Origin of the sequence: Rhizobium sp. NFR07 (assembly GCF_900111905.1) — a bacterium.
In the GTDB taxonomy this organism is placed as follows: Bacteria; Pseudomonadota; Alphaproteobacteria; order Rhizobiales; family Rhizobiaceae; genus Neorhizobium.
In genome coordinates, this window is record NZ_FOKM01000004.1 from 329,934 (window position 1) to 356,225 (window position 26,292).

Here is a 26,292-nt window from a genome sequence, read left to right on the forward strand (position 1 = left end):
TTATAGTTTCGGTCTGATCGTCAGCCAATCGGTCGCGGCTTCGTAGGCCAGTGCCATGTCCAGCACGGCCTTGTCCGCCAATGGGCGGCCGATGATCTGGATGCCGTTCGGCAGGCCCTGTTCGCTGAAACCGGCCGGCATGGCGGCAACCGGCAGGCCGGCCATCGATGGGCCGATCACCACTTCCATCCATCGATGATAGGTATCCATGGTCTGCCCGGCGATGTCCTTCGGCCAGGGCGTTTCGGCGTCGAACGGAAAGACCTGGGCGGAGGGAAGGATGAGGTAGTCGTAGCGCTCGAACAGGGTCAGTACGTAATGATACCAGGCGGTGCGGCGCTTCGAGGCGAAGTGAACCTCGCGACCGGTCATGTCGAGGCCGCGCTCGATTTCCCAGATGATATCCTGCTTGACCTTCGCCCGCTTGGCAGGATCGCCATAGGTGTCACGCATGGCGTTGGCGGTGAGCCAGCTTCTCAGCGTCGTCCAGGATTGCCAGAGATCCGCCATGTCGAAGTCGGGCACGACATCCTCGACCGTACAGCCGAGGCGTTCGAAGACGGGCAGGGTCGAGCGGCAGAGGTCCAGCACGCCGGGTTCGAAGGGCAGGTATCCGCCGAGATCGCCGAGCCAGGCGATGCGGACGCCGGAAAAGTCACGACCGGCCTGCGGCGTCAGGTCTTCGGTCGGCAGCGACATCGGATCGCGCGGATCATAGCCGGCCTGGGTGGCCAGCAGCGCCGCCGTGTCGGCGACCGTGCGGCCCATCGGACCCAATGTGGAAAGCCGGCTGGAGAAGAGTTCGGGCTTCAGGACATTGGGGATGCGGCCGGCGCTGGGGCGGAAGCCGACGACGTTGTTGAAGGCGGCCGGATTGCGCAGCGAGCCCATCATGTCGCTGCCATCGGCGACTGGCAGGAGATGGGCTGCGAGTGCCGCCGCCGCCCCTCCACTCGAGCCGCCGGCGGTCTTCGAAAGGTCGTAAGGCGTCTTCGTCGTGCCGTGTACCGGATTGTAGCTCTGCGAGCCCATGCCCTGTTCGGGCGTATTGGTCTTGCCGATGACGATGGCGCCGGCATGCCTGATACGCTCGACCATTGCCTCGTCGCGATCGGGGACGAAATCGGCGAAAAGCGGCGAGCCGTAGGTGCAGCGGATGCCCGTTACTTCGCAGAGGTCCTTGATGGCGATCGGCATGCCGTGCATCCAGCCCTGCGAGGTGCCGCCGGCGAGCTCCCGGTCGCGTTGTGTCGCCTCGGCGATCAGCGTGTCCGCGTCGCGCAGGCTGACGATGGCGTTGATCGCCGGATTGAGCTTTTCGATCCTTGCAAGATAGGCCTGCATGACCTCGACGCAGGAGGCTCGACCATCGTGGATAGCCTCCGACAGAAGCATTGCGGAAAGTCCGGTGATCTCGTCTGCCTGCATGTTTTACCCCTCTTTTTTGCTGGGGCCGAATTCAATCGGTCGGGCGCGGCAAGTCAAGGCGATGCGGCGGAAATGACGTCGGTTGCCGCGGGCCGGAAAATCGTGGCGCAGTGGCCACAGTCATGCCACATCCGGTTGTATCGGGGTCGACAGAAGGGCCTGCTTTGGGTATTCATGATTAATCGTTTAATCACGCAGAACTCATGAACATCAACCGCCCTCTAGCCACGATGACTGCGATTGCCGAAGCGCTTGGCGTTTCCGCGGCGACGGTGTCGAACGCGCTTTCCGGCAAGGGGCGGGTCTCGGTCGATCTGGCGGCATCGATCAAGGCAAAGGCGGAAGAGATCGGTTATGTGCCGAGCCAGGCCGCCAAGGCGCTTCGGACCGGGCGCAGCGGCGTCATCGGTCTCGTGCTTCCCGATATTTCCAATCCTCTCTTTCCGCAGATTGCCCAGGCAATCGAGCATGCGGCGTCGGCTGCAGGCTATGCCGTCCTGATCGGCGACAGCCGCGGCCAGATTGCACGGCAGACCGAGGCGATCGCCCGGCTGCTGGAGCGCGGCGTGGACGGCGTGATCATCATTCCGCGGCGCGGTTCGCGGGTCGTTGATATCGGCGCGCCGGTCGCGATCATCGACAGCCCGTCCACACCCGGAAACACGGTTTCCGCCGATCACTGGGAGGGCGGCGTGCAGATGGGGCGATATCTCGCCTCGCTCGGCCACCGCCGCGTGCTGCTGATCGGCCAGAGCACGACGTCGAACGTGCAGGTGGACAGGCTCGGTGGCCTCAAAGCCGGGCTCGGGCCGGATGTCCGCCGCGAGACCCTCTGGGTCGAAAGGCGCGAGGCGGAGATCGGCGCCGGCCAGTGCCTCGGCCTTTCGGCGAAAGTCGCGGAAGGCTTTACCGCCTTTGCCGCCTCATCTGATCTCCTGGCACTTCGGGTGCTGACCGAACTGCAGCGCAGCGGCATCGATGTGCCTCGGCAGGCGAGCGTCAGCGGCTTCGACGATCTCGTCTGGTCGTCGGTGGTGACGCCGCAGCTGACGACGATGCGGCAGGATCTCGACCTCATTGCGCGCAACGCCGTCGCTGCGCTGGGCATCGGGATCGGCAACAAGGACACATCGGTCGCTGCCGCGCCGATGGCTGCGAACGGTGAGCGGATAGCGATGCAGCTCATCGTGCGCCAGTCGACCGCTGCCCCTGTGGCGGTTCCGGAAGAAATACAGAAGCGGGAGGAATCCGAGTGATCCAATTCCCGCAATCGAGCGTATATAGCGAAAAATCGATAAAGGTTATAGTTGTGACTATGAGGCGTGGGTGATGGGTATCTGGATCGACACCGATATGGGGTTCGACGATCTGGCGGCCATCATGGTCGCGGCACATGAAGGCATGGCCATCGACGGCGTGTCGCTGGTGTTCGGCAATGCGCCTCTTGCGCAGGTTCGTCGCAACGCGGCATCCGCTGCAGCTGCCTTCGTCTGGCCGTTTCCGATCCATGCCGGCCGGATGCTGCCGATATTCGGCAAGCTGGAGACGGCAGTCTCCATTCTGAGCGATGCTGGCATGCCGACCGCCGGCCAGGCCCTGCCTGAAGCACCGGATCATTTTCCCGAGGATGCGTTTCAGGCGCTGTGCGCATGGCTGGAAAAGAGCGAGGGCGAGTGCCGGATCCTGGCGCTCGGACCGCTCACCAATATCGCAGCTGTGGCGCTGGCGCGGCCGGATCTCGCAGCAAGGATCACCGACCTCACCTGGATGGGCGGTGGCCTGACGGCCGGAAATCATACGGCGTCGGCAGAGTTCAACGCTTTCGCTGACCCCGAAGCGGTGGCTATCGTGCTCGCCCATGGCATTCCGTTGCGCATGGTCGATCTCGACCTTTGCCGCAAGGTGCTATGCGCGCCGGAAGATGTGGATCCCGTGCGGGCCGCGGGCGGACGCAATGCCACGCTGCTGGCTGATCTGCTTGCCGGTTTCGTGGCGATCGCGACGAGCCGCGGGCGGCCGGCGATGGCGCTCTACGATGCCGTGGCCGCCGTGGCTTTTGCCCGTCCGGAACTCGTGGACTGGCGCGAGGCACGTATCGACATCGAGGTGGCGGGGCAGGTGACACGTGGCCGTACGGTCGTCGAAGTGCGGCCGGGACGCGGCGGAGAATTCAACGCACAGTTCGCCGCCGAAATCGACGTCGAAAAGGCCAAGGCCGTCATTCTCGAGACCCTGAGGGCGGAGGCGAGCTGGTGAAGGACATCCTAGCGACCGTCGCCGAATTCACCGATCCCTGCCTGCGCGACCGGGCGGTCGCCGCCGCGCGTGGCGACGCCCATTTCGACATACTGATCACCGGCGGCACCCTCATCGACATGGTGACCGGCGAGTTGAGACCGGCCGATATCGGCATTGTCGGACCGATGATTGCCAGCGTCCACGAGCGCGGCGCGCGCTCCGACGCCGAAAGGGTGATCGATGCGACCGGGACGTTTCTCTCGCCGGGACTGATCGACACGCATATGCATGTCGAGAGCTCGATGGTGACGCCGGCGACCTATGCGGAAACGGTCGTGCCGCGCGGTGTGACGACCGTTGTCTGGGATCCCCATGAATTTGCCAATGTCTGCGGCGTGGACGGCGTGGCATGGTCGGTCGAGGCGGTGAAGTCGCTGCCGCTTCGGGCGGTGGTCATGGCACCGTCCTGCGTGCCTTCCGCCCCGGGTTTCGAGGTGGCCGGCGCCGATCTCGATGCCGACGCGATCGACGAAATGCTGATGTGGCCGAAGATCGCCGGCCTTGCGGAAGTGATGAACATGCGCGGCATCGTCGACCGCGAACCACGCATGCGCGGCATCGTGCAGGCGGCGCTGGTGTCGGAAAAACTGGTCTCCGGTCATGCGCGCGGTCTTTCCGGGCCGGAGCTTGCCGCCTTCATGTCAGCCGGCGTTACCTCCGATCATGAGCTGACCTCGGCAGACGACCTGATGGACAAGCTGAGGGCCGGCCTGACGATCGAGATGCGCGGGTCGCACGACCATCTGCTGCCGGAATTCGTCGATGCCTTGAACACGCTCGGCCATCTGCCGCAGACGGTGACGCTCTGCACCGACGATGTGTTTCCCGACGATCTCGCCGATGGCGGCGGGCTGGACGACGTCGTGCGGCGGCTGGTGCGCTACGGCATGAAGCCGGAATGGGCGCTGCAGGCCGCGACGCTGAACGGCGCCGTCCGCATCGGCCGGGCCGATCTAGGTCTGATCGCCGCGGGCCGGCGCGCCGATATCGTGCTGTTCGAAGACCTTGCGGAGTTCCGCACCCGGGCGGTGGTGGCGAGCGGCCACATCGTTTCGCGCGACGGCGCGATGGCGATCGAAGTCCGCCGGATGGACCCCAATCCGCTGCGCCGCTCGGTAAAACTTCAGTTCCTGCAGGAAGACGATTTCAGACTTCGCTCGCAGGGCACCCAAGTCAGGATCGCGACCATAGATCGGCCGCGCTTCACGGCTTGGGGGCAGGCGGATGCGGCTGTCGAACACGGTTTCGTGGTACCCCCGGAGGGCACGGTGTTAATCGCCGTAACCCACCGCCACGGCCGTGCAGACAGCCGCACCCGTTTGGGTTTCATGAAGGGCTGGGGTACATGGCGCGGCGCATTCGCGACAACGCTTGCCCATGACAGCCACAACCTCACCGTCTTCGGCGTCGACCCGGAAGACATGGCGGCGGCGGCCAATGCGGTGATTTCTGCCGGCGGCGGCATGGCCGTGGCGCGCGAAGGCGAGGTGGTGGCGTTGCTGCCGCTGCCGCTTGCCGGTCTCGTTTCCGAGGCGCCGTTGCAGGAGGTCGCAGACGGGTTTCGCGAGGTGAGGGCCGTGATGGACGCGATCGTCGACTGGGAGCCGCCCTATCTGGTGTTCAAGGCCTGTTTTGGCGCGACGCTTGCCTGCAATGCCGGCCCGCACCAGACCGACCGGGGGATTGCCGACGTGTCGACCGGCACGCTATTGGAAAGCCCCATTCTGGAAGTTCTGGCCTGACGGGAGTTTTGATGCAGCCGCATGATTTCTGGCAGGAGATGCACCCGCCCGGCACGTTTGACGAGGCCGGGCCTTTCTCGGGGTTCTTTCCGGCCCGGCTGGACCGCGGCGAGCAGATCCGTCTGCCGATCCGGCCGCTTGCAGATGGCCAGCATGCGCTGGCATCGCTGATCATCAACCAGGCGAGTTTCGATGTGCAGGATGCGCTGGCGGCCGATCTCGCGCCGAAGATCGCGGCGCTCCGCCCCGAAGTGATCGTCGGCCTGCCGACGCTCGGCCTGACGCTTGCCGCGGCCGTCGCACGCATGCTCGGCTTTGCCCGCTACGTGCCGCTCGGGACGTCGAAAAAGTTCTGGTACGACGAGGCGCTGTCGGTGCCGCTTTCTTCCATCACCACGCCGGAGCAGCAGAAGCGCCTCTATGTCGATCCGCGGATGATGCCGCTGATCAAGGGCAGGCGGGTGGCGCTGATCGATGACGTGATCTCCTCCGGCACCTCGATCGTCTCCGGCCTGACGCTGATGACCTCGCTCGACATCGAGCCGGTGGCGATCGGCGCGGCGATGCTGCAGTCGGATCGGTGGGAGGGCAAGCTCGACGCGCTGGGGCCGCAGGGGCGTGGACGCGTGATTTCGTGTTTCAGGACGCCGATGCTGAAGAGGGCGGGTGAAGGGATGTGGTCGGCTTAATTGGGCTGGCCGGGCATGGGGAAAATACCCCCTCTGGCCTGCCGGCCATCTCCCCCACAAGGGGGGAGAAGACCCGCGGCTTCCACCTGCCTCGATTGAGCGTCAGCGGTGCGGCCGGGTTAAGCCCTCCCCCTTGTGGGGAGGGTTGGGAGGGGTCTTTCGTTTGGAGGAGCGAAGGCCCGATCACACTTCACCCTTGCGCATGCCTGTCGGCTGGCTAGGATCGGCGCGACCCACCCTAAGACGTATCATATTTTCAGGAAGATTTTGATGGAACTGGTGTTCGACGGCCATAACGACGTTCTGTTGCGGCTCTGGCGGAACATGAAGGCGGGGGCGGATCCCGTTGCGGAATTTTCGAATGGCACGCCGGAGGGGCATATCGATGCACCGCGGGCAAGGGAAGGCGGGCTCGCGGGCGGGCTCTGCGCCATCTACATTCCCTCCGGTGATCTGGTGCTCAAGGATCCCGACGCCAACGGCCATTACAACACGCCTCTTGCCGCTCCGCTCTCTTATGCGCCTTCGCTCGATATTGCGATGGAAAAGGCGGCGATCGCCGTGCGTCTCGACCGGGCCGGTGCATGGAAGCTCTGCCGCTCGACGGCGGATATCCGCCAGGCGATGAAGGACAATGTGTTCGCCGCCGTCCTCCATATGGAAGGCTGCGAGGCGATCGATCCGGATCTCGACAATCTCGACGTGTTCTATGCCGCCGGGCTTCGCTCGCTCGGCCCGGTCTGGAGCCGCCACAACATCTTCGGCCACGGTGTGCCCTTTGCCTTTCCGATGACCACCGATACGGGACCGGGTCTTACCGAGCGCGGCTTCGAACTGGTCAAGGCCTGCAACCGGCTCGGCATCCTGATCGACCTGTCGCATATCACCGAGAAGGGCTTCTGGGATGTCGCCAAGACATCCGACCAGCCGCTGATCGCCAGCCATTCCAACGCCCATGCCCTGACGCCGGTGGCGCGCAACCTGACCGACCGCCAGATGGATGCGATTAAGGACAGCGGCGGGCTCGCAGGCCTGAACTATGCCGTCACCATGCTGCGCACCGACGGGCTAGACAACAAGGACACGCCGCTTTCGGCCATGGTGAGCCATGTGAATTACATGGTCGAGCGCATGGGCATCGATCATGTGGCAATCGGATCGGACTTCGACGGCTGCACCGTGCCGAAGGATATCCGCGATGCGGCGGGCAACCAAAATCTGGTTGCAGCCCTAAAATCCGAGGGGTACGCTGGCGACGATTTGGCCAAGCTTTGCCGCGAGAACTGGTTGCGGGTTCTCGGCCAAGCCTGGCACGAATAACGGCCCGCAACGGGTCGAAAAATACGAGCAAATGAAAACAGGGGAACTGATCATGCTCCATTCACTCCGTCATTCCGTGCGCGTTCTGTCCACGGGTGTCGCGCTCTCCATCATGCTGGTCGCGGCGCCGCAGGCCTTTGCCGCGACGCCGGCCGATACGCTGGTCGAAGGCTTTGCGATCGACGACATCATCACCATCGATCCGGGCGAGGCCTTCGAGCTTTCGACTGCGGAAGTGACGGCAAACAGCTACAGCAAGCTCGTCATGCTCGATCCGGCGGATACGTCGAAGGTGGTCGGTGATCTGGCCGCGAGCTGGACGGTATCCGACGACGGCATGACCTATACGTTCAAGCTGAAGCCGGACCTGAAATTCGCTTCGGGCGGGCCGCTGACGGCCGAAGACGTGGCATTCTCCTTCGAACGCGCCGTCAAGCTCGACAAGTCGCCGGCCTTCCTCATCACCCAGTTCGGCATCACCGGCGACAACGTGACGGAAAAGGCAAAGGCATCCGCGCCGGATACCTTCACCTTCACCGTCGACAAGCCTTATGCGCCGAGCTTCGTCTTGAACGTCCTGACCGCCACGGTTGCTTCCGTCGTCGAAAAGGCGGTGGTGATGCAGCACGCAAAGGCCATGACGCCGTCTGACGACTACAAGTATGACACCGACTTCGGCAATGAATGGATGAAGACCGGCTTTGCCGGTTCCGGCCCGTACAAGGTGCTGGCATGGCGCGCCAACGAGGCCGTCATCATGGAAGCCAACCCGAACTATTACGGCGAAGCGCCGAAGCTGAAGCGCGTCATTTACCGCCACATGAAGGAAAGCTCGGGCCAGCGCCTGGCGCTGGAAAACGGCGATATCGACGTGGCGCGTAATCTCGAGCCGGGCGACGTGGATGCCGTCTCCAAGAAGGAAGGCCTGTCGGTGACCTCGGCACCTAAGGGCACGGTTTATTATTTCAGCCTCAACCAGAAGAACGAGAACCTCGCCAAGCCTGAGGTGATCGAGGCCTTCAAATATCTGGTCGATTATGACGCGATCGGTGCGACGCTGATCAAGGGCATCGGCGAGATCCACCAGACCTTCCTGCCGAAGGGCCAGCTCGGCGCGCTGTCCGACAACCCGTACAAGCTGGATGTCGCCAAGGCGAAGGAACTGCTGGAAAAGGCGGGCCTGAAGGACGGCTTCACCGTGAGCATGGACGTGCGCAACACCCAGCCGGTGACGGGCATTGCCGAAAGCGTGCAGCAGACGCTGGCGCAGGCCGGTATCAAGCTCGAGATCATCCCGGGCGACGGCAAGCAGACGCTGACCAAATATCGCGCCCGCACCCACGACATTTATATCGGCCAGTGGGGTTCGGACTATTTCGATCCGAACTCGAACGCCGAGACCTTCACCGTCAACCCGGACAATTCCGACGAGGGCAAGAACAAGACGCTCGCCTGGCGCAATGCCTGGGATGTGCCGAAGGAATTGTCCGACGCCGGCAAGGGGGCGCTTCTCGAAAAGGATGCCGCAAAGCGCGTGGCCATCTATGAGGACCTGCAGAAGAAGGTACTGGCGCAGAGCCCGTTCGTGATCGTCTTCCAGCAGACGGAAGTCGCCGGCTATTCGTCGAAGCTGAAGGACTACAAGCTCGGCCCGAGCTTCGACACCAACTTCGTCTATCCGGTGTCGAAGGAATAGTTGCGGCGTATTTGGAAAAGACCCCTCCCAACCCTCCCCACAAGGGGGAGGGCTTAACCCGGCAGCACCACCGAAGCCTCAATTGAGCCGAAGTGGGTGCCGCGAGTCTTCTCCCCCTTGTGGGGGAGATGGCCGGCAGGCCAGAGGGGGACTTTCTCGATGCGATAGCTATGGGGCCCGATCCGAGCCAGGCGTGACGGCTCGAGGGCGCCATATCCTTTCAATTCTCTCAAGGAGAACTCCTTGACGCTTACCGATACGACGGCAGTGACGCGGCGCACGAGGCGTCGTGCTTCCTCCTTCGGGATGGCGGTGGTCCGTTTCGTGGTCACGGTCGTCACCACCTTTCTCGGCCTTCTGGCCGTCACCTTCTTCATCGGCCGCGTCGTGCCGATCGATCCGGCGCTCGCGATCGTTGGCGACCGTGCGCCTGCCCATGTGGTGGAGCGGGTGCGCGAGGAGCTGGGCTTGAACCTGCCGCTCTACCAGCAGTTCTGGATCTATATAAAACAGGCGCTGAGCGGTGATTTCGGCACGTCGGTGCTGACCACCAATCCGGTCATGGCCGATATCGCCCGGGTGTTTCCGGCAACGATCGAGCTTGCGACGATCGGCACCATCATCGGTGCGCTGATCGGCGTGCCGCTCGGCGTGTTGGCTGCCGTCAAGCGCGGCTCGTTCGCCGACCAGATCGTCCGGGTCATCGGGCTGATCGGTTATTCGGTGCCGATCTTCTGGCTGGGCTTACTGGCGCTGGTGCTGTTTTATGCCAAGCTCAACTGGGTCGCCTATCCGGGACGGATCGACATCGTCTACGAATACACGTTCACGCCGGTGACCGGCTTCTATCTGCTCGACGCGATCTGGCAGGCGCAGTGGGACGTGGCGCTCGACCTGTTCCGCCACATCATCCTGCCCGGCGGGCTGCTCGGCTATTTCTCGCTCGCCTATATCAGCCGAATGACGCGGTCCTTCATGCTGAACGAGCTGCAGCAGGAATATGTTGTGGCCGCCCGTGCGAAAGGCCTATCGGAGACGCGGATCATCTGGTTTCATGCGCTGCGCAATGCCGCGGTGCCGCTGGTGACGGTGATCGCGCTCTCCTATGCCGGGCTGCTGGAAGGCTCGGTGCTGACCGAGACGATCTTCTCCTGGCCGGGGCTCGGGCTCTACATCACCAACTCGCTGCAGAATGCCGACATGAATGCCGTGCTCGGCGGCACGATCGTCATCGGTGCCGTGTTCATCACCATAAACATATTGTCCGATCTGCTTTACCGGACCTTGGACCCGAGGACGAAAAGCCGATGAGTGCGCCCCCTCTGCAAATTGGCGACAATCTCAAGCCTTACAGCCGCGACTGGCTGCTGTCGGAACAGCCGACATCGCGGCATCAGGCCCGGCTCGGCCGCGCCTATGTGATCTGGCGGCGGTTTTCCGCCAACCGGCTGGCGCTTGCCGGTCTGGGCATCATCGTCCTGCTCGTCCTCGTCGCGATCTTCGCGGATGTGCTGGCACCGCATAATCCGGTGCAAGGCGACCTGATGAATGCGCGGCTGCTGGCGCCGGGCACATCGGGCTATCTGCTCGGCACCGACGACCAGGGGCGTGACATCCTCTCGCGGCTGATCCACGGCTCGCGGCTGACGCTTTTTGTCGTCGTGCTGGTGGCGATCATCGCGGCACCCGTCGGGCTGATCATCGGCACGGTGTCCGGTTACGCTGGAGGCTGGGTAGATGCGGTGCTGATGCGGATAACCGACATCTTTCTGGCCTTTCCGAAGCTCGTGCTGGCGCTGGCGCTGGTGGCGGCCCTTGGGCCTGGCATCGAGAATGCGGTGCTTGCCATCGCCGTCACCTCATGGCCGCCCTATGCGCGTATTGCCCGCGCCGAGACGATGACGTTCCGCAATTCGGAATTCATCTCGGCGGTGAAGCTGATGGGGGCATCGCCGTTCCGCATCGTTTTTCGCCATGTCATGCCGCTCTGCCTCTCCTCGCTGATCGTGCGCGTCACGCTCGACATGGCGGGCATCATTCTGACCGCCGCCGGTCTCGGCTTCCTCGGCCTCGGTGCGCAGCCGCCGCTGCCGGAATGGGGCGCGATGATCGCCTCGGGCCGCCGTTTCATTCTCGACCAGTGGTGGGTGGCGGCGATGCCCGGTGCGGCGATCCTAATCGTCAGCCTCGGCTTCAACCTGCTCGGCGACGGTCTTCGCGATGCGCTCGACCCGAAGGAGGCCGGGCAATGAGTGAGGTCCTACTTACGGTCGACGACCTGCGCGTTACCTTTCCGACCCGGACCGGCGAGATCGAGGCGGTGCGCGGTGTGTCATTTACGCTCGGTCGCGAACGACTGGGCATCGTGGGCGAAAGCGGATCGGGCAAGTCGCAGACCGGCCGGGCGATCATGGGGCTGACGCCGCGCCATGCGAAGATCACGGCCAAGACGCTGAATTTCGCCGGGCGCGATCTGTTGAAAATCTCCGACAAGGAACGGCGCGACATCCGCGGAAAGCGGATCGGCATGGTGCTGCAGGATCCGAAGTATTCGCTGAACCCGGTGATGACGATCGGCCGGCAGATCATCGAGACGCTTCGGACCCATGAGAGGGTTTCGACATCCGAGGCGAAGGCGCGGACGCTCGCCATGCTGGAGGCGGTGCAGATTCGCGATCCGGAACGGGTGTTTTCGCTCTATCCGCACGAGGTTTCCGGCGGCATGGGGCAGCGGGTGATGATCGCGATGATGCTGATCTGCGGCCCGGAACTGTTGATTGCCGACGAGCCGACCTCTGCCTTGGATGTGACCGTGCAGCTCGAAGTGCTCGGCATTCTCGACAAGCTGGTCGCCGAGCGTGGCATGGGGCTGATCTTCGTGTCGCATGACCTGCGGCTTGTCTCGTCCTTCTGCGACCGGGTGCTGGTCATGTATGCCGGGCGCGTGGTGGAGGAACTGCCGTCGGCGGATCTGTCCAAGGCGCAGCATCCCTACACGCAGGGGCTCTTGAACTGCCTGCCGGTGATCGGGTCCGACCGGCATCCGCTGCCCGTTCTCGACCGCCAGAAGGAGTGGGCGCTATGACGGCCGTGCTTTCCGTCCGTGATATGGTCGTCCGCTTCGACGAGTTTCTGGCGCTCGACCATGTGTCGCTCGATGTGGCGGCCGGCGAGAGTTTCGGCATCGTCGGGGAAAGCGGTTCGGGTAAGTCGACATTGCTGCGGGCTGTCGCGGGTCTGAACGCATTCGAGGCTGGGTCGCTGAGCATCAACGGCCAGTCCTATTCCGGCCGCAGCCGGTCGAAAGAGTTCTACCGCACCGTCCAGATGGTGTTTCAGGACCCTTACGGCTCGCTGCATCCGCGCCAGACGGTGGACCGATTGCTGCTCGAGCCACTGGCGATCCACGGGTTCGACAATGTCGACCGACGGATCATGCGGGCGCTGGACGAGGTGGGGCTGGGCTCCGGTTTCCGCTTCCGCTATTCGCACCAGCTTTCCGGCGGACAGCGGCAGCGCGTGGCGATCGCCCGGGCGCTGATCCTCGAACCCAAGGTGCTGCTGCTCGACGAGCCGACGTCTGCGCTCGATGCCTCGATCCAGGCGGAAATCCTCAACCTGCTGGAACAGGCGCGCCGCGACCGCAACCTCACCTTCGTGATGGTCAGCCACGATCTCGGCGTGATCCATCACATGTGCGGACGCCTTGCCGTGATGAAGTCCGGCAAGGTGGTGGAGACGGTGGCAGCCGATGCGCTGGAGAAACGGGATTTCTCTGCCGACTATACGCGCCAGCTTCTCGTCGCCAGCGAAGGTTTTCGCCGCGTCTAGCATCCGTTTCGGCAGGTTCGGAACTGTGGGAGACGGCGCGAATGGGCATTGTGTGCAATTGCGAAATGTCCTTAGATTGCGCCAACAAGGCTGCACTCAGCGAATAGTGGGGAACGATAGAATGCAGAATGGTATCTCCTGGGGAGCCCTCGGGGCGGCGATTTCCCGACGCGGCGTGATGGCGCTCGCGCTTGCCGCCGGTGTCTCGTTTGCCGCGCCTTACGCGCAGGCAGCGCCGAAGACGGCGGTGACGATCGGTATGGCGGTGGAGCCGGGCGGCCTCGACCCGACGATCGGCGCGCAGGTGATGATCGGGCAGGTGACCTGGCAGAACGTCTTCGAAGGCCTGACGACCATCGACAAGGACGGCAAGGTGCAGCCGCAGCTCGCTGAGAGCTGGGACGTCGCGCCGGACGGCAAGACCTATACGTTCAAGCTGCGTGACGGCGTGAAATTCCACAATGGCGTCGCCTTCGACAGTTCGGTCGCCAAGTTCACGCTCGACCGCGCCCGCGGTGCCGACAGCGTCAATCCGCAGAAGCGTTATTTCACCTCGATCGACACGATCGAGACGCCGGATGCCTCGACGCTGGTGCTCAAGCTGAAACATCCGACCGGAAGCCTGCTCTACTGGCTCGGCTGGCCCGCGGCCGTGATGGTGGAGCCTTCGACGGCTGCGGAGAACAAGTCCAACCCGGTGGGTACCGGGCCGTTCACCTTCGGCAGCTGGGCCAAGGGTGTGAAGGTCGACCTGAAGAAGAGTGCCGACTACTGGAACAAGCAGGTTTCGGTGAAGCTGGAGACGGCCTCGTTCCGCTTCATCAACGATCCGCAGGGGCAGTCGGCGGCGCTGACGGCAGGCGACGTCGATGCGTTTCCGGAATTCGGCGCGCCGGAACTCGTCTCCTCCTTCGAGGGCAGCGACAAGCTGGCGACCGTGATCGGCAATACCGAGCTCAAGGTCGTGGCGGGGATGAACAATGCCCGCAAGCCTTTCTCCGACAAGAAGGTTCGCCAGGCGCTGATGATGGCGGTCGACCGGGCGATGGTGGTGGAAGGCGCGTGGTCCGGCCTCGGCACGCCGATCGGCAGTCACTACACGCCGAACGATCGCGGCTACAAGGACCTGACCGGCGTCTACCCCTATGATGCCGAAAAGGCCAAGGCGCTGCTGGCGGAGGCCGGTTATCCCGACGGCTTCTCTTTTACCATCAAGGCGCCGCAGATGGCCTATGCGCAGCGGTCGTCGCAGATCCTGCAGGCGCTGTTTGCCGAGATCGGCGTGACGATGGACATCCAGACCACCGAGTTTCCGGCGAAATGGGTGGCGGACGTGCTGAAGGCGGCCGATTACGACATGACCATCGTCGCCCATGCCGAGCCAATGGACATCGATATCTACGCCCGCGATCCCTACTACTTCAACTACAAGAATCCGGCCTTCAACGAAGTGCTGGAAAAGGTCGAGGCGACGGCCGACCCGGCGGAGCAGGACAAGCTCTACGGCGAGGCACAGACCATTCTCGCCGACGACGTGCCGGCGCTGTTCCTGTTCGTCATGCCGAAGCTCGGCATATGGGACAAGAAGCTGAAGGGTCTGTGGGAAAACGAACCGATCCCGTCGAACGTGCTGACCGAGGTGCATTGGGAAGAGTGAGGGCGTTGGCTTCATTCACGTCTGCCAGCCGGCGGATGAGGGGCAGGGGCATGTCGGAAGTTGCTGCGCAAGCTTTTCAATGGCTGAAAGGAACTGATGTCGGCGCGGCATACCGATCTCCCCCCTTGTGGGGGAGATGCCCGGCAGGGCAGAGGGGGGTGTCGCCTCATACTCGCACGCCGAATTCGCTGGACCACCCCCCTCTGTCGGCTCTGCCGACATCTCCCCCACAAGGGGGGAGATCGGGAGTGCGCGTTTTATGATCTCCATCCTCATCCGCCGCATCGTCAGCCTTGTCGTCACGCTGCTCGTCGTGTCGCTCATGATCTTTTCCGTCATGAACCTTCTGCCCGGTGATCCGGCGGCGATCATGCTGGGGACCTCGGCGACGCCGGAGACGTTGGCGGCGTTGAGGGCGCAGATGGGGCTCGATGAGCCGATCGTCGTGCGATATGTCGCGTGGCTCACGGGCATGGCGCAGGGCGATCTCGGGCAGTCCTATACCTATGGCGTGCCGGTGGCCGGCCTGATCGCCGAACGGCTGGTCGTGACGCTACCGTTGGCCTTGATGGCGGTCGTCATTTCGGTCGGCATCGCTGTGCCGCTCGGCGTTGCGGCTGCGCGGCGGCATAACGGGCTGTTCGACCATATTGCCGGGGCGATTTCCTATGCCTCTATCGCGGTGCCAGCCTTCTGGGTGGGGCTGCTCCTGATCATCGCCTTTTCCACCAATCTCGGCTGGATGCCGGCCGGCGGGTTTCCGGGCTGGGACGCCGGATTGCTCGCCGGGCTGCAGGCATTGCTGATGCCGGCGATTGCGCTGGCGTTGCCGCAGGCAGGCGTGCTGACGCGGGTGGCGCGCAGTGCCGTGCTGGAGGTGATGAACGAGGATTTTGTCCGCACCGCGCGCGCCAAGGGCCTGAGCGAGCGGCTTGCTGTGTGGCGCCATGCGCTGCCCAATGCGCTGGTTCCGGTCGTCACCATGATCGGCCTGCAGTTCACATTCCTGATTGCCGGCGCGGTGCTGGTGGAGAATGTCTTCAACCTGCCGGGGCTCGGACGGCTTGCCTATCAGGCGCTGTCGCAGCGCGACATCATCGTCATGCAGGATGTGGTGCTGTTCTTCTCCGCGCTTGTCATCATCATCAACTTCCTCGTCGACCTTGCCTATCTGGTGATCGACCCGCGGCTGAGGGTGGCGACGTGATGGCAGGCATCTTCCGCCGTCCGGTGCTCGCGATCGGTCTCGTCATCACGCTTTCGCTGGTTGCCGTGGCGTTGCTCTCGCTCGTCTGGACGCCGTCGCTGCCCTCGAAGATGAACATCGTGCAGCGGCTGAAACCGCCGCTTGGGCCGGGAGGGCTGCTCGGCACCGACCAGTTCGGCCGCGATGTCATGTCCATGCTGATGGTGGGCGCGTGGAATTCGTTGTCCACCTCGTTCCTGGCGGTGGCGCTCGGGGCGACGGTCGGCTCGGCGATCGGGGTGCTTGTCGCGATGAAGCGCGGCTGGCTGGAGCTCATCACGATGCGCGGCTGCGACATCATCTTCGCCGTGCCGCCCATCCTTTCGGCGATGATGCTCGGGGCCTTTCTCGGCTCCGGCCGGTTTACCGCCGTCATCGCGATTGCCGTCTTCATGGTGCCGGTCTTCGCACGCCTGACGCTTGCCGCCGCCAAGCAGATCTGGGCGCGCGACTATGTGATGGCGGCGATCGGCATCGGCCGGTCGAACGGCAGGATCACGCTGGTCCACATCCTGCCGAATATTTCCAACCAGATCATCGTGCAGGTGGCGATCCAGCTTGGTCTCGCAATTCTCACCGAAGCAGGTTTGTCCTTCCTCGGGCTCGGCATGCCGCCGCCGGCGCCAACATGGGGGCGGATGCTTGCGGACAGCCAGACTTTCTTTGCGCAGGCGCCCTGGCTTGCGATCCTGCCGGGCCTTGCGATCGCGCTTGCCGTGCTTGGCCTCAACATGCTGGGCGACGGTCTGCGCGACGTGCTCGACCCGCGCACGAGGACCTGATTACAGACAAAAAATACTCCGGGAACATTGCCATGCACGAGCTTTTGAAACTGAGCATTCGAGATGTCCTCGCCCTATATCGCGGGCGCAAGCTCTCGCCCTCGGAATATTGGGAGGTGGTGGAGGCACGCGTCGCGGCTTTCGAGCCGGACGTCAGGGCGCTCTATCTCTACGATCCGGAAAGCGCACGCGTCCAGGCAAAGGCTTCGACCGAACGCTGGATGAAGGGTGCGACCCTCGGCGTGCTGGACGGCATTCCCGTCACCATCAAGGAACTGATCGCCACCAAGGGCGATCCGGTGCCGATGGGGACGGCGGCGGTCGAGCTGAAGCCGGCCGAGGTGGATGCGCCGATCACGACGCGGCTGAAGGAAGACGGCGCGGTGATCTTCGCCAAGACGACATGTCCGGACTACGGCATGCTGAGCTCGGGCCTGTCGAGTTTTCATCCGCTCAGCCGCAACCCCTGGGACCTGACGCAGAATCCGGGCGGATCGAGCGCCGGCGCTGCGGCTGCCGCCGCGGCGAGTTTCGGGTCGCTGCATATCGGTACGGATATCGGCGGATCCGTGCGCCTGCCGGCAGGCTGGACGGGTATTTTCGGCTTCAAGCCGAGCCATGGGCGCATTCCGGTCGATCCCTATTTCGTCGGCCGCTGCGCCGGGCCGATGACGCGCACCGTCGAGGATTCGGCGATCGCGATGGCGACGCTCTCGCGCACTGATCTGCGCGACGGCACCTGCATGGAGCCCAACGCGCTCGACTGGCTGGATTTCGACATCGACGTGAAGGGCATGAAGATCGGGTTGATGCTCGATGCCGGCGTCGGCCTGCCGCTCGACGACGAGGTGCGCGGCGCGGTGGTCGCTGCAGCCAAGCGTTTCGAGGAGGCCGGGGCCGAAATCATTCCAGTTGCGCCGGTCATGACGCGGGCGATGCTCGACGGGCTCGACAATTTCTGGCGCGCGCGCTTCTGGGGCGATATCGAGAACCTGCCGGGAGAGCGGATGGCGCTGATCCTCCCTTATATTTTCGAATGGGCGAAAGGCGGCGCCCATGTCTCCGGCGTCGATGCGGTGCGGGGCTTCAATCAGACGATCGAGATGCGCAAGGCCTGCGGCAAGCTATTCTCCACTGTGGATGCAGTGATTTCGCCGACCAACCCGATCGTCTCCTATCCGGCCGACTGGGCATCGCCCACCAACGACCCGGCGCGGCCATTCGAACATATCGGTTTCACCGTGCCGTGGAACATGTCGGAACAGCCGGCCACCTCGATCAATTGCGGTTTCTCGCGCTCCGGCATGCCGATCGGCCTGCAGATCGTCGGGCCGCGTTTCAACGACCTGCGGGTGCTGAAACTGTCGCGCGCCTTCGAGCAATGGATCGGTGGCGTGGCGAATTGGCCGGAGCCTTGCGGTCGAGCCTAAATGGGCTCCTACCGCTAATATAAAATACTCTCAGATGGGAACAATCGCGGTATCGCCGCGTTCCCCGGATGCAGCCGAATTATCGGTCATCGGGCGCTGCATCGAGTTGCGCGCCGCACAAGGAGACGAAGAATGAGAGGCATCCTTTTGTGGGCCGTGGGAGTTCCGATCCCCATCATCCTTCTTCTCTACGTATTCCACTGGATTTGACCCTTCGCAAAGCCGAGGGTCCGCAAGTTCGCAACAATCATTCGACCAATCAGGAGATCGTTATGCCCGCAACGTCATCGACCACCGAATTTTCCCGCACCGGCAACGGCTCTTCCTCTGCCTCGACCAAAGATATCGAAGTGCAGCTGCAGCAGCTGCGTGAAGACATTTCCGCGCTCGCCAAGACCGTTGCCGCCGTCGGCAACGAGAAGGCGACCGAAGTGAAGGGCAAGGCAAAGCGCGCCGCAGCCGACGCCACCGACGCGTCCTATCAGATGGTTGAAGCCGCCAAGAGCCAGGCTGTCAGCCTCGAGCGTGACCTTGAGCGCCAGATCCGCGCCAACCCGATCCAGTCGGTCGCCATTGCCGCCGGCGCCGGCTTCCTCTTCGCGCTTCTGTCCCGCCGCTAATGCTGACGGCACTGGGACCGCTGCTGGCATCCTTCATAGCGACGGATGTGGCGGCGATGAAGCGGAAGTTCAGGCGCAACGCGATCCTTTACGGGATCGCGCTCGTGCTTTTCCTGACGACCTACGTGCTGCTGGTCGCAGCGCTTGCCGTCTATCTCGGCACGTTGTGGGGTACGCTTGCAGCACTTCTCGTGATGGCGGGCGGTGCTCTGCTGCTGGGGCTGATCATGCTGATCAGCGTGGCGATCGCCAACAGCGCCGAGGAAAAGCGCCGGCGCGAGGCTGCGGCCGCCAACAGCAACCGGGCACTCGTAATGACCGCTGCCGTTTCCGCACTGCCCATCCTGATGAAGTCGAAACCCCTGCTGCTGCTTGCCGCAGTGGGCGGGCTCGGTTTCCTGGCGATGAAGGGAACGGGATCCAAGCAAGGTCCGCCGCCTGCGGAGTGATCAGGTGGGAAACCGAGCCTGCCGAAATGATAGGAAAGCCGCCTCAACGGGCGGCTTTTTCATTGGGCGGAAGGGCTACTCGGTCTCGTCCCAGAAATCCCAATTGTCGTTTGCCGGTTCTTCGGTGTCCGACTGAGCGGAAGAAGGTGCGTCCGTCTTCACCACCCTAGAGGGTGTGCGAAGGATGGGGCGGCTGTTTTCGGGTACGTTCTTCACCCCTTCCTTGGGGCGCTGGCGATAGGTTCGCCTACATGATCGAAGCGTGTTTATCCTGCGTCTGCCCATGTCTTGCCCTCAAGTGTGGGGCAGTTGTCCGATGCCAGGTGAGCGACGGCAAGCGAATGCTTACCAGGTGGTTATGAGGTAAGGTTAATGGGGCTTCAGGCGTGCCACGCTGATACGCAAAGGGAAGGCTGTGCCACTGCGTGCAACAAAAAGGCCGCGGAAACCGCGGCCTTTTCGAATTTTCATGAATCGGAGATCAGCTGCCGAAAGCGCGGGCAGTGATGGCGGCGTCGCCGGCATCGGGGCCGTAATCGCCTTCGCCGGAAACGCCCAGCACTTCCTGCAGGCGGCTGCGGGCGCGGGAGACACGGCTCTTGATCGTGCCGACGGCGCATCCGCAGATCTCGGCGGCCTCCTCATAGGCAAAGCCCGCGGCACCGACTAGGATGATCGCTTCGCGCTGGTCATCCGGCAGCTTGTCAAGCGCCTTGCGGAAGTCCTGAAGGTCGAGGCGGCCATACTGTTCCGGATGAACCGAGAACCGTTCCGAGAAGAGGCCGTCCGTATCCTGCACCTCACGGCCGCGCTTGCGCATCTGGCTGTAGAACTCGTTGCGCAGGATCGTGAACAGCCAGGCCCGCATGTTGGTGCCGGCGGTGAAGCTCTTCTGGTTTGCCCAGGCCTTCATGATCGTGTCCTGAACCAGATCGTCAGCCTTGTCGTGGCGTCCGGTCAGGGACACCGCGAAAGCGCGCAGGTTCGGCAACGATGCAAGAAGGTCGCGCTTGAAAACGCGATCGTCAGTCTCTTGCTGGGTGCTCATTTTGCATCCACCGCCTTGGCTGCGCTGGCCTTGTGCGCATTTTCGGCTTCTTCGAGACGTTCGAGCAGGTCCAGAAAGCGATCCGGGATGCCTTCTTCCTGTACGGCTTCATAGAATTCCTTGAGCTTCCGAGAGATAGAAGCATTCGGGGCCAAGGATCCTGGCTTTATCTGAGGGGTCTGGGCTGTGGTCATATCATGCTTTTTTCTGGTCTCGTCACTCATCACGCGGGCGCCTGCTTGCAATTCGTCGGGAGGAAAATGCTCGAGACGAAAAAAAGTTCCGTCTTGCGGAACTTATTTTGCACCCCCACGTTAATGACAGGTCAATTGCCCGTTGGGCCTAGGGGAGAATTTGTATGTCACTCACCACACGCGTTGCGTCTCACCTTCCGTATCTGCGGCGGTATGCTCGTGCAGTAACCGGATCGCAGACGTCAGGAGACGCATATGTGGCGGCAGTTCTGGAAGCGCTAATCGCGGATGTTTCCATATTTCCGGAATCGTCCAAGGATCGCGTTTCGCTTTATAAACTCTTTGTCGCAATTTTTGGTTCCACCGCCATCGAGATTCGTCCGATCGAATCGCCGTTCGCGTGGGAACAGCGAGCCGCCGCCAACCTGTCGTCCATCCCCTCGCAGGCGCGCCATGCGTTCCTTCTGGTCTCGGTCGAAGGCTTCACCGTCGATGAAGCCGCTGAAGTGCTGGATGTCAGTGTTTCCGACGTGAACCGTCTGCTGGACGAGGCGTCGCGTGAAATCTCCCGCCAGGTCGCGACCGATATCATGATCATCGAGGACGAGCCGCTGATCGCGCTCGACATCGAGCAGATGGTTCAGGATCTCGGCCACCGCGTGACCGGCATTGCCCGCACCCACAAGGAAGCGGTGTCGCTGTTCCAGTCTTCCAAGCCGAAGATGGTTCTGGCCGACATCCAGCTTGCCGATGGCAGCTCGGGCATCGACGCCGTCAACGAGATCCTGAAGGCTTCCAGCGTTCCGGTGATCTTCATCACCGCGTTCCCTGAAAGGCTGCTGACCGGCGAGCGGCCGGAGCCGGCATTCCTGGTCACGAAGCCGTTCAACCCGGATATGGTCAAGGCGTTGATCAGCCAGGCGCTGTTCTTCAACGAAGCGGTCAAGGCGGCAGCGTGAGCTGCCCCTTGTCGTGGCGTTTTTCTGGAACATATTCATCGAGGCGGGGTTCTGCCGTGACCGTGAAAGCGGCACGCAGGCTCTCGTCTCAAACCTTTGTATTCTATCCCTTGATGATGGTCTGAGGTTGCGGGAATGGGCGTCATGAGGCGCCGCCCGGCGTGTTCGGTACTCCCTGAAGGGTATCGGTAGCGCGAAGGCATCGGACCGCCCCGGTTGTCGACACGGCCGGGGGAAAATTGTAAGGGCATGAGCATCCGGCGCTGCCATCGGGGCGCCACGATGGGCCGGTAGATGGAGTGGCTAAATTGGCGCATCCGCTGACATGGCAGCAAGCTGGTCAGAGTGATGACAAGCTGCGGGAGTTTTTCATGCCCGCGCTTATCGACCTCGGCGCCAGCATCATCATCCAGGACCAGAATCTGAACTATCTCTATCTCGCCAATCTTCCGGAGGCCTGGGCCTGCGGCGAGATCAGCGCGCCGACCGACGCGACGCTTTTCGGCGAGGAAGTTGCGGCCAAGCTGACGACGGTCAAGAGCTCCATGACCGAGAGCGGCAAGAAGGGTCATATCGAGGTTACCGTCGGCTCCGACCAGGTATTCGAATTTCGCGTCCAGGCGGTGCAGTTCGAGGCCGGCGGCATTCACCTCGTCACGACGATCATCGACCGCTCGGAAGAGCGGCATCGCGAGCGATTGCTGCGCGCGCTGCTGCGGGAAGTAAGCCACCGGTCGAAGAACCTGCTCGCGATCATTCAGAGCATCGCGCTGCAGACGGCCCGCTATTCCGGTTCGCTCGACCTTTTCCTGCACAAGTTTCGCGGCAGGCTCTATTCGCTGTCGCAGTCCCAGGACCTGATCACCGATTCCAGCTGGCGCGGCGCCTATTTCTACGATCTCGTGCGCCAGCAGACGGAAAAGTACCTGCCGGACAATACGCATTTGGTGAAAGTGTCGGGCGACAACATGCTCCTCACCCCGAATGCGTCGCTGCATCTTGGGCTGGCGCTGCACGAGCTGATCGTCAACGCGGTCAGCCACGGCTCGCTGTTGCGCGGCGTTCGGCCGGTCGAGGTGACCTGCACGCGCATTCATCTGGATGGTCACGACTGGCTGGAAATGCATTGGCACGAAAAGCTCAGCAACCGCGCCGGTGACGATTCGACCGAGGACAGCCTGAAAGCGCATTTCGGCAGCACGGTTTTGGAACGCGTCGTGCCTGCCTCGGTGAACGGCAAGGCAAAATACATAATCTCCAACGAAGAGATCAGCTACGAGCTGCGGTTCCCGCTCGATATCGGCGACTGACGCCATCCAAGTGGCCGAAGTGACGGCCTAGCATGGTCGATGCAGGTGAAGATCTTGGCCCGGCAGGTGCCGATGCGGTCTTGTGGGGTTTTCAGATGCCCAAAACAGACCCGGGTCGGTTCCTGATGGAACCGACCCGGCTCGTCTCTTCGAGGGGGATTGAAGAGTTGTCCGAAGGCTCTTGTAGGGCGGGGGACGGGGGGTCGCCTTCAGACACTCGAATAACGGACGGCCGGAAATTAAGTTCCGAACTTTTTCGAATTTTTTTCAAGATTCCTTTGAATGGCTTCTTCGAGCAGAAGCCCGCCGTCCGGAAGGTTCTTCGGCACCTTGATCGGCACGGGCCTTTCGCCTGCCGATGCGACGTAGCCCTTCACGCCCGCCCTCAAGAGGTCGCCGGCTTCGTCCTCGCCGCGCATCGACGATGCGATGGAGCGGGTGATGAGATCGAGCGCATCGGCCGGCGGCAATGTCGTCAACCTGTCGCGTGCGGCCTTGAACCATGGCCATGTGACCGCAAACGGGTAGCCTGTCTCAACCAGACTCTCGAGCTGCAGCAGCATGCTCTTGTTGACGCCCGGCTGGAACAGCGGGCTGACACCAAGCGCTGCCGCCTCATAGATGGACGCAAGACCGGGCGTCAGGATCTGGAAGCGGGAGCATCGCAGCAGTTCCATATAGCTGCGCCGCCCGACGCCGCCTGCGGCGTGGACGCGCGCGTCGCCGAGCGCGTTGACGATTGCCGCAAGGTTGGGGCTTCCGCCGACGATGCAGAGGGGGAAGGCCTCCGGCGTGTCTTTCAGCGCCGACAGGATCTGCGACAGAAGCCAGCGCGCATGGCTGTCTCCGGCGGTCGGATCGCCGGCGATCGCCATTCCTCCAAGACCGATGACCGTACCGATAGCATCGAGCCGGTTGGCGCTGGAGAGCGCGGAAGGGGTCACGATGGGGCGGATCACGATTGCGCCAGGAGCCCGTGCCTTGCCGTTTTCCTTGCCGAAATAATACTGGACGAGATGCAGATCGACCTGGTCGATCCCCTCGGGATAGGCCGGCCACATCCAGTCCAGCTGATCGACGAGATGGACGCTGTAGCCCCGCTGCGCGGCATAGGCGGCGAAACCGGGATTGGAGAAGGTGACGAGCGGGGCATCAGCCGGTACGAAATTGGAAAGCTGCGGCCAGATGGATCTGTCGAAACCGTTGAACGGGATGAGGTCTATTTCCGGCCGCTCCTTCTTGATGTAGGCCGCGGCATTGCCCGCCGCCAGAACATGCCATCGATAGCGATGCGCGAATTTCTCGGTAATATCCAGGAAACCGCAGGCCGGGCCGAACCCGAAATCATGCACTTCAACAAATACGTCCGTGGTCATCCAACCATCCTCACACTGCTGAGAGAGGTCTCGGACGATAGTGCCGCGTCAGCGGGGCGGGATTTCAGGAAGAGGTGTTGAGGCTACAGCCGTAACGATGCCGCACTTGGATGAGGATCCGGCGGGTTGCCCGCCGGATCCGGTCTCCTATCAGCGCTTGACGGCGCGGGGGTCGAGCGCGTCACGGATGGCGTCGCCCATGTAGTTGACGCTGAGCACCGTCAGCGAGATGGCAAGTCCCGGCCACAACACGCGCGAAGGCGTGAGCGTCATGAAATTCGCGCCGTCGAACAGAAGGCGGCCCCAGGTCGGGAAGTCCGATGGGAAGCCCAGGCCAAGGAAGCTCAGCGACGATTCCGTAATGATGGCGGAAGCAATGCCGAGCGTCGCCGAGACCATGATCGAGGACAGGACGTTGGGCAGGATATGCCTGAGCACGATGCGATATTCCATCATGCCGCTCGATTTGGCCGCCAGCACGAATTCCTGGCTCTTCACCGCCAGCACGTCGCCGCGGACGATGCGGGCCGTGTGCATCCAACTGGTGATGCCGATGACGAAGACGATCAGGATGAAGATGCCGGTCTCCGGGCCGAAGGCGGCGCGCAGGCTGTCGCGGAACAGCAGGATGATGACGAGCAGCAGCGGCAGCAGCGGCAGCGCCAGGAACAGGTCGGTGAGGCGCATCAGCGGTCCGTCGAGGCGACGGAAATAGCCCGAGAGCACGCCGACCAGCGTTCCGAGGAAAAGCGCCAGCAGCATGGCGGTGATGCCGACGGCGAGCGATATGCGTCCTCCGGCCAGAACCTGCGCCAGCATGTCCTTGCCGAGATTGTCGGTGCCGAAGGGATGGGCGAGCGACGGCCACTGGTTCTTGGCGCGGATATCGAGCTTGTTCGGCGCCACGGTGTGGATCAGCGGGCCGACATAGACGGCAAGCACGATGAAGGTGAAGACGACAAGCCCGGCGACGCCGCCCTTGTGAGCGCGAAACTGGTGCCACATGTCGCTGAGGGCCGAACGTGTCGGGGTCGAGGCGACGGCGGGAGGAGCGGTTGTCATGGTCGCATCAGTCATAACGGATCCTCGGGTCAAGAAGGCCGTAAAGCACGTCGGCGATCAGGTTGAAGAGGACGATCAGCACCGCGAAGATGAAGGTGAGCGTCTGGATGAGCGGGATATCCGCACCCTGGACGGCGGTGATGAGCAGCTGGCCGAGGCCGTTCACGCGGAAGACCTGTTCGGTGATGATGGCGCCGGAGAAGACCGTCGGGACACCAAGCGCAATCACGGTGACGACCGGGATCAGGCTGTTGCGCAGGACGTGGACGAGCAGCACGACCTTTTCCTTGACGCCCTTGGCGCGGGCGGTGCGGACATAATCCTGATGCAGGTTGTCGAGCATGGAGGCGCGCACGAAGCGGGCGATCTGGGATGCGTTGTAGAGCGCCAGAACCGCGACGGGCAGGGCCATCTGCTTGATCTGCGCGACGAAGGTCGCAAAGTCGGTCACCCTGAGATTGGTGTCATAAACCGACGGGAACCATTGCAGGTAGGACGAGAAGATGACGATCAGCAGCACGCCGGTGAAGAAGGTCGGGACCGAATAGCCGACCATCGAGACGAAGGTGCCGATCTGGTCGAAGATCGAATACTGCTTGTAGGCGGAGATGACGCCGATCGGGATGGCGATGAGGATGCCGAAGACATAGGCGAGACCGACGACCCAGAGCGTCTGCGGCAGGCGCTGGACGATGAGGTCGACGACCGGACTACGGGTGGCCCAGGAGAGCACGCGCATGCGCTCTCCGTCGCCGAACTGCCAGCCGGTCAGGCTTTCGAGGATGTTCAGCGGCTCGTTGACGAAAAACTGGTTGAGCCATGCCAGGTAGCGGATGAAGAAGGGTTGATCGAGGCCGAGCGAGGCGCGGATCTGCTCGCGCACTTCAGGCGGGATGGTCAGCGGCAGGTCGCCGGTCGGATCGTTGGGCGCCAGGTCGAGCAGCGCGAAAATGACGAAGCTGATGATCAGCAGCGTCGGAATTGCGAAGAACAATCGTCGCAACGTATAGGTGAACATATAGGAACTCTCCGGGCTACGCGCTCGTGCGCCACGGCTGCAGCACGGCGACGATGACGTAGGATTCTCGATGTCTATGTCATTTGAACCGCCACAATATCGCCGGGCGGGTCGCGATGCTGTCGGGAAGCGATGAG

24 protein-coding genes are annotated in these 26,292 nt (G+C 62.9%); 18 read left to right on the top strand and 6 right to left on the bottom strand.

The window, feature by feature from the left end; translation table 11 throughout:
* Positions 1-1,428, bottom strand: coding sequence for an amidase (locus BM216_RS11210; RefSeq protein WP_092999078.1), 1,428 nt, complete (start codon positions 1,426-1,428; stop codon positions 1-3).
* A 203-nt stretch (positions 1,429-1,631) separates the two neighbouring features.
* Here BM216_RS11210 and BM216_RS11215 point away from each other — a divergent pair, with 203 nt between their 5' ends.
* The 16 genes from BM216_RS11215 (at position 1,632) to BM216_RS11290 (ending at position 19,188) form a co-directional block, all read left to right on the top strand.
* Positions 1,632-2,684: a LacI family DNA-binding transcriptional regulator gene (locus BM216_RS11215; protein ID WP_177230760.1), complete on the top strand. Its 1,053-nt coding sequence runs from the start codon at positions 1,632-1,634 to the stop codon at positions 2,682-2,684.
* A gap of 73 nt (positions 2,685-2,757) precedes the next feature.
* The gene (locus tag BM216_RS11220) at positions 2,758-3,684 is read left to right on the top strand and encodes a nucleoside hydrolase (protein WP_092999080.1); all 927 of its coding nucleotides are present in this window, start codon (positions 2,758-2,760) and stop codon (positions 3,682-3,684) included.
* On the top strand, positions 3,681-5,468 hold the full coding sequence (locus tag BM216_RS11225) for an adenine deaminase (RefSeq protein ID WP_244530149.1): 1,788 nt from the start codon (positions 3,681-3,683) through the stop codon (positions 5,466-5,468). The genes BM216_RS11220 and BM216_RS11225 overlap by 4 nt, the downstream gene beginning before the upstream one ends.
* An 11-nt stretch (positions 5,469-5,479) precedes the next feature.
* Positions 5,480-6,157 (top strand): phosphoribosyltransferase, encoded by a 678-nt coding sequence (locus tag BM216_RS11230; protein ID WP_092999082.1) that lies wholly within the window; start codon positions 5,480-5,482, stop codon positions 6,155-6,157.
* Between the two features lie 270 nt (positions 6,158-6,427).
* On the top strand, positions 6,428-7,477 hold the full coding sequence (locus BM216_RS11235) for a dipeptidase (RefSeq protein ID WP_092999084.1): 1,050 nt from the start codon (positions 6,428-6,430) through the stop codon (positions 7,475-7,477).
* A 52-nt stretch (positions 7,478-7,529) separates the two neighbouring features.
* Positions 7,530-9,173 (top strand): ABC transporter substrate-binding protein, encoded by a 1,644-nt coding sequence (locus tag BM216_RS11240; protein WP_092999395.1) that lies wholly within the window; start codon positions 7,530-7,532, stop codon positions 9,171-9,173.
* A 243-nt stretch (positions 9,174-9,416) separates the two neighbouring features.
* The gene (locus BM216_RS11245; RefSeq protein WP_092999086.1) at positions 9,417-10,484 is read left to right on the top strand and encodes an ABC transporter permease; all 1,068 of its coding nucleotides are present in this window, start codon (positions 9,417-9,419) and stop codon (positions 10,482-10,484) included.
* Positions 10,481-11,425 carry an ABC transporter permease gene (locus BM216_RS11250; RefSeq protein ID WP_092999088.1) on the top strand — a complete coding sequence of 315 codons (945 nt, stop codon included), beginning with the start codon at positions 10,481-10,483 and terminating at the stop codon, positions 11,423-11,425. Before BM216_RS11245 ends, BM216_RS11250 begins: the two co-directional genes overlap by 4 nt.
* Positions 11,422-12,258 carry an ABC transporter ATP-binding protein gene (locus BM216_RS11255; RefSeq protein WP_092999090.1) on the top strand — a complete coding sequence of 279 codons (837 nt, stop codon included), beginning with the start codon at positions 11,422-11,424 and terminating at the stop codon, positions 12,256-12,258. The genes BM216_RS11250 and BM216_RS11255 overlap by 4 nt, the downstream gene beginning before the upstream one ends.
* Complete coding sequence (locus BM216_RS11260) at positions 12,255-13,004, top strand: ABC transporter ATP-binding protein (RefSeq protein ID WP_092999092.1); 750 nt, start codon at positions 12,255-12,257, stop codon at positions 13,002-13,004. Before BM216_RS11255 ends, BM216_RS11260 begins: the two co-directional genes overlap by 4 nt.
* 121 nt (positions 13,005-13,125) lie before the next feature.
* Entirely contained in the window at positions 13,126-14,661 is a 1,536-nt protein-coding gene (locus tag BM216_RS11265; protein ID WP_092999094.1) for an ABC transporter substrate-binding protein, read from the top strand.
* Positions 14,662-14,920: 259 nt separating this feature from the next.
* Positions 14,921-15,868 carry an ABC transporter permease gene (locus tag BM216_RS11270; RefSeq protein WP_092999096.1) on the top strand — a complete coding sequence of 316 codons (948 nt, stop codon included), beginning with the start codon at positions 14,921-14,923 and terminating at the stop codon, positions 15,866-15,868.
* The gene (locus BM216_RS11275; protein ID WP_092999098.1) at positions 15,868-16,689 is read left to right on the top strand and encodes an ABC transporter permease; all 822 of its coding nucleotides are present in this window, start codon (positions 15,868-15,870) and stop codon (positions 16,687-16,689) included. The genes BM216_RS11270 and BM216_RS11275 overlap by 1 nt, the downstream gene beginning before the upstream one ends.
* A gap of 32 nt (positions 16,690-16,721) precedes the next feature.
* Positions 16,722-18,119, top strand: coding sequence for an amidase (locus tag BM216_RS11280; protein ID WP_092999100.1), 1,398 nt, complete (start codon positions 16,722-16,724; stop codon positions 18,117-18,119).
* 272 nt (positions 18,120-18,391) lie between these two features.
* Positions 18,392-18,739 (top strand): ElaB/YgaM/YqjD family protein, encoded by a 348-nt coding sequence (locus BM216_RS11285; protein ID WP_092999102.1) that lies wholly within the window; start codon positions 18,392-18,394, stop codon positions 18,737-18,739.
* Positions 18,740-18,795: 56 nt separating this feature from the next.
* Positions 18,796-19,188, top strand: coding sequence for a hypothetical protein (locus BM216_RS11290; RefSeq protein WP_143102765.1), 393 nt, complete (start codon positions 18,796-18,798; stop codon positions 19,186-19,188).
* Between the two features lie 481 nt (positions 19,189-19,669).
* Here BM216_RS11290 and BM216_RS11295 read toward each other — a convergent pair whose 3' ends face one another.
* Together BM216_RS11295 and BM216_RS11300 are read right to left on the bottom strand one after the other, a co-directional pair.
* A complete protein-coding gene (locus BM216_RS11295; RefSeq protein ID WP_092999106.1) occupies positions 19,670-20,236 on the bottom strand; it encodes an RNA polymerase sigma factor in 567 nt (188 codons plus the stop codon).
* The gene (locus BM216_RS11300; protein ID WP_092999108.1) at positions 20,233-20,430 is read right to left on the bottom strand and encodes a NepR family anti-sigma factor; all 198 of its coding nucleotides are present in this window, start codon (positions 20,428-20,430) and stop codon (positions 20,233-20,235) included. The genes BM216_RS11295 and BM216_RS11300 overlap by 4 nt, the downstream gene beginning before the upstream one ends.
* A gap of 164 nt (positions 20,431-20,594) precedes the next feature.
* On the opposite strand from BM216_RS11300, the gene BM216_RS11305 reads away from it, so the two are divergent.
* On the top strand, positions 20,595-21,389 hold the full coding sequence (locus tag BM216_RS11305) for a response regulator (protein ID WP_092999110.1): 795 nt from the start codon (positions 20,595-20,597) through the stop codon (positions 21,387-21,389).
* A 371-nt stretch (positions 21,390-21,760) separates the two neighbouring features.
* Complete coding sequence (locus tag BM216_RS11310; RefSeq protein ID WP_092999397.1) at positions 21,761-22,699, top strand: sensor histidine kinase; 939 nt, start codon at positions 21,761-21,763, stop codon at positions 22,697-22,699.
* 239 nt (positions 22,700-22,938) lie between these two features.
* Here BM216_RS11310 and BM216_RS11315 read toward each other — a convergent pair whose 3' ends face one another.
* From BM216_RS11315 to BM216_RS11325, 3 genes are all read right to left on the bottom strand, one after another.
* On the bottom strand, positions 22,939-24,075 hold the full coding sequence (locus tag BM216_RS11315; RefSeq protein ID WP_092999112.1) for a hypothetical protein: 1,137 nt from the start codon (positions 24,073-24,075) through the stop codon (positions 22,939-22,941).
* Between the two features lie 150 nt (positions 24,076-24,225).
* Entirely contained in the window at positions 24,226-25,152 is a 927-nt protein-coding gene (locus tag BM216_RS11320; protein ID WP_092999114.1) for an ABC transporter permease, read from the bottom strand.
* Positions 25,145-26,155, bottom strand: a complete 1,011-nt coding sequence (locus BM216_RS11325; RefSeq protein ID WP_092999116.1) for an ABC transporter permease — start codon at positions 26,153-26,155, stop codon at positions 25,145-25,147. Before BM216_RS11325 ends, BM216_RS11320 begins: the two co-directional genes overlap by 8 nt.
* Positions 26,156-26,292: the final 137 nt, after the last annotated feature.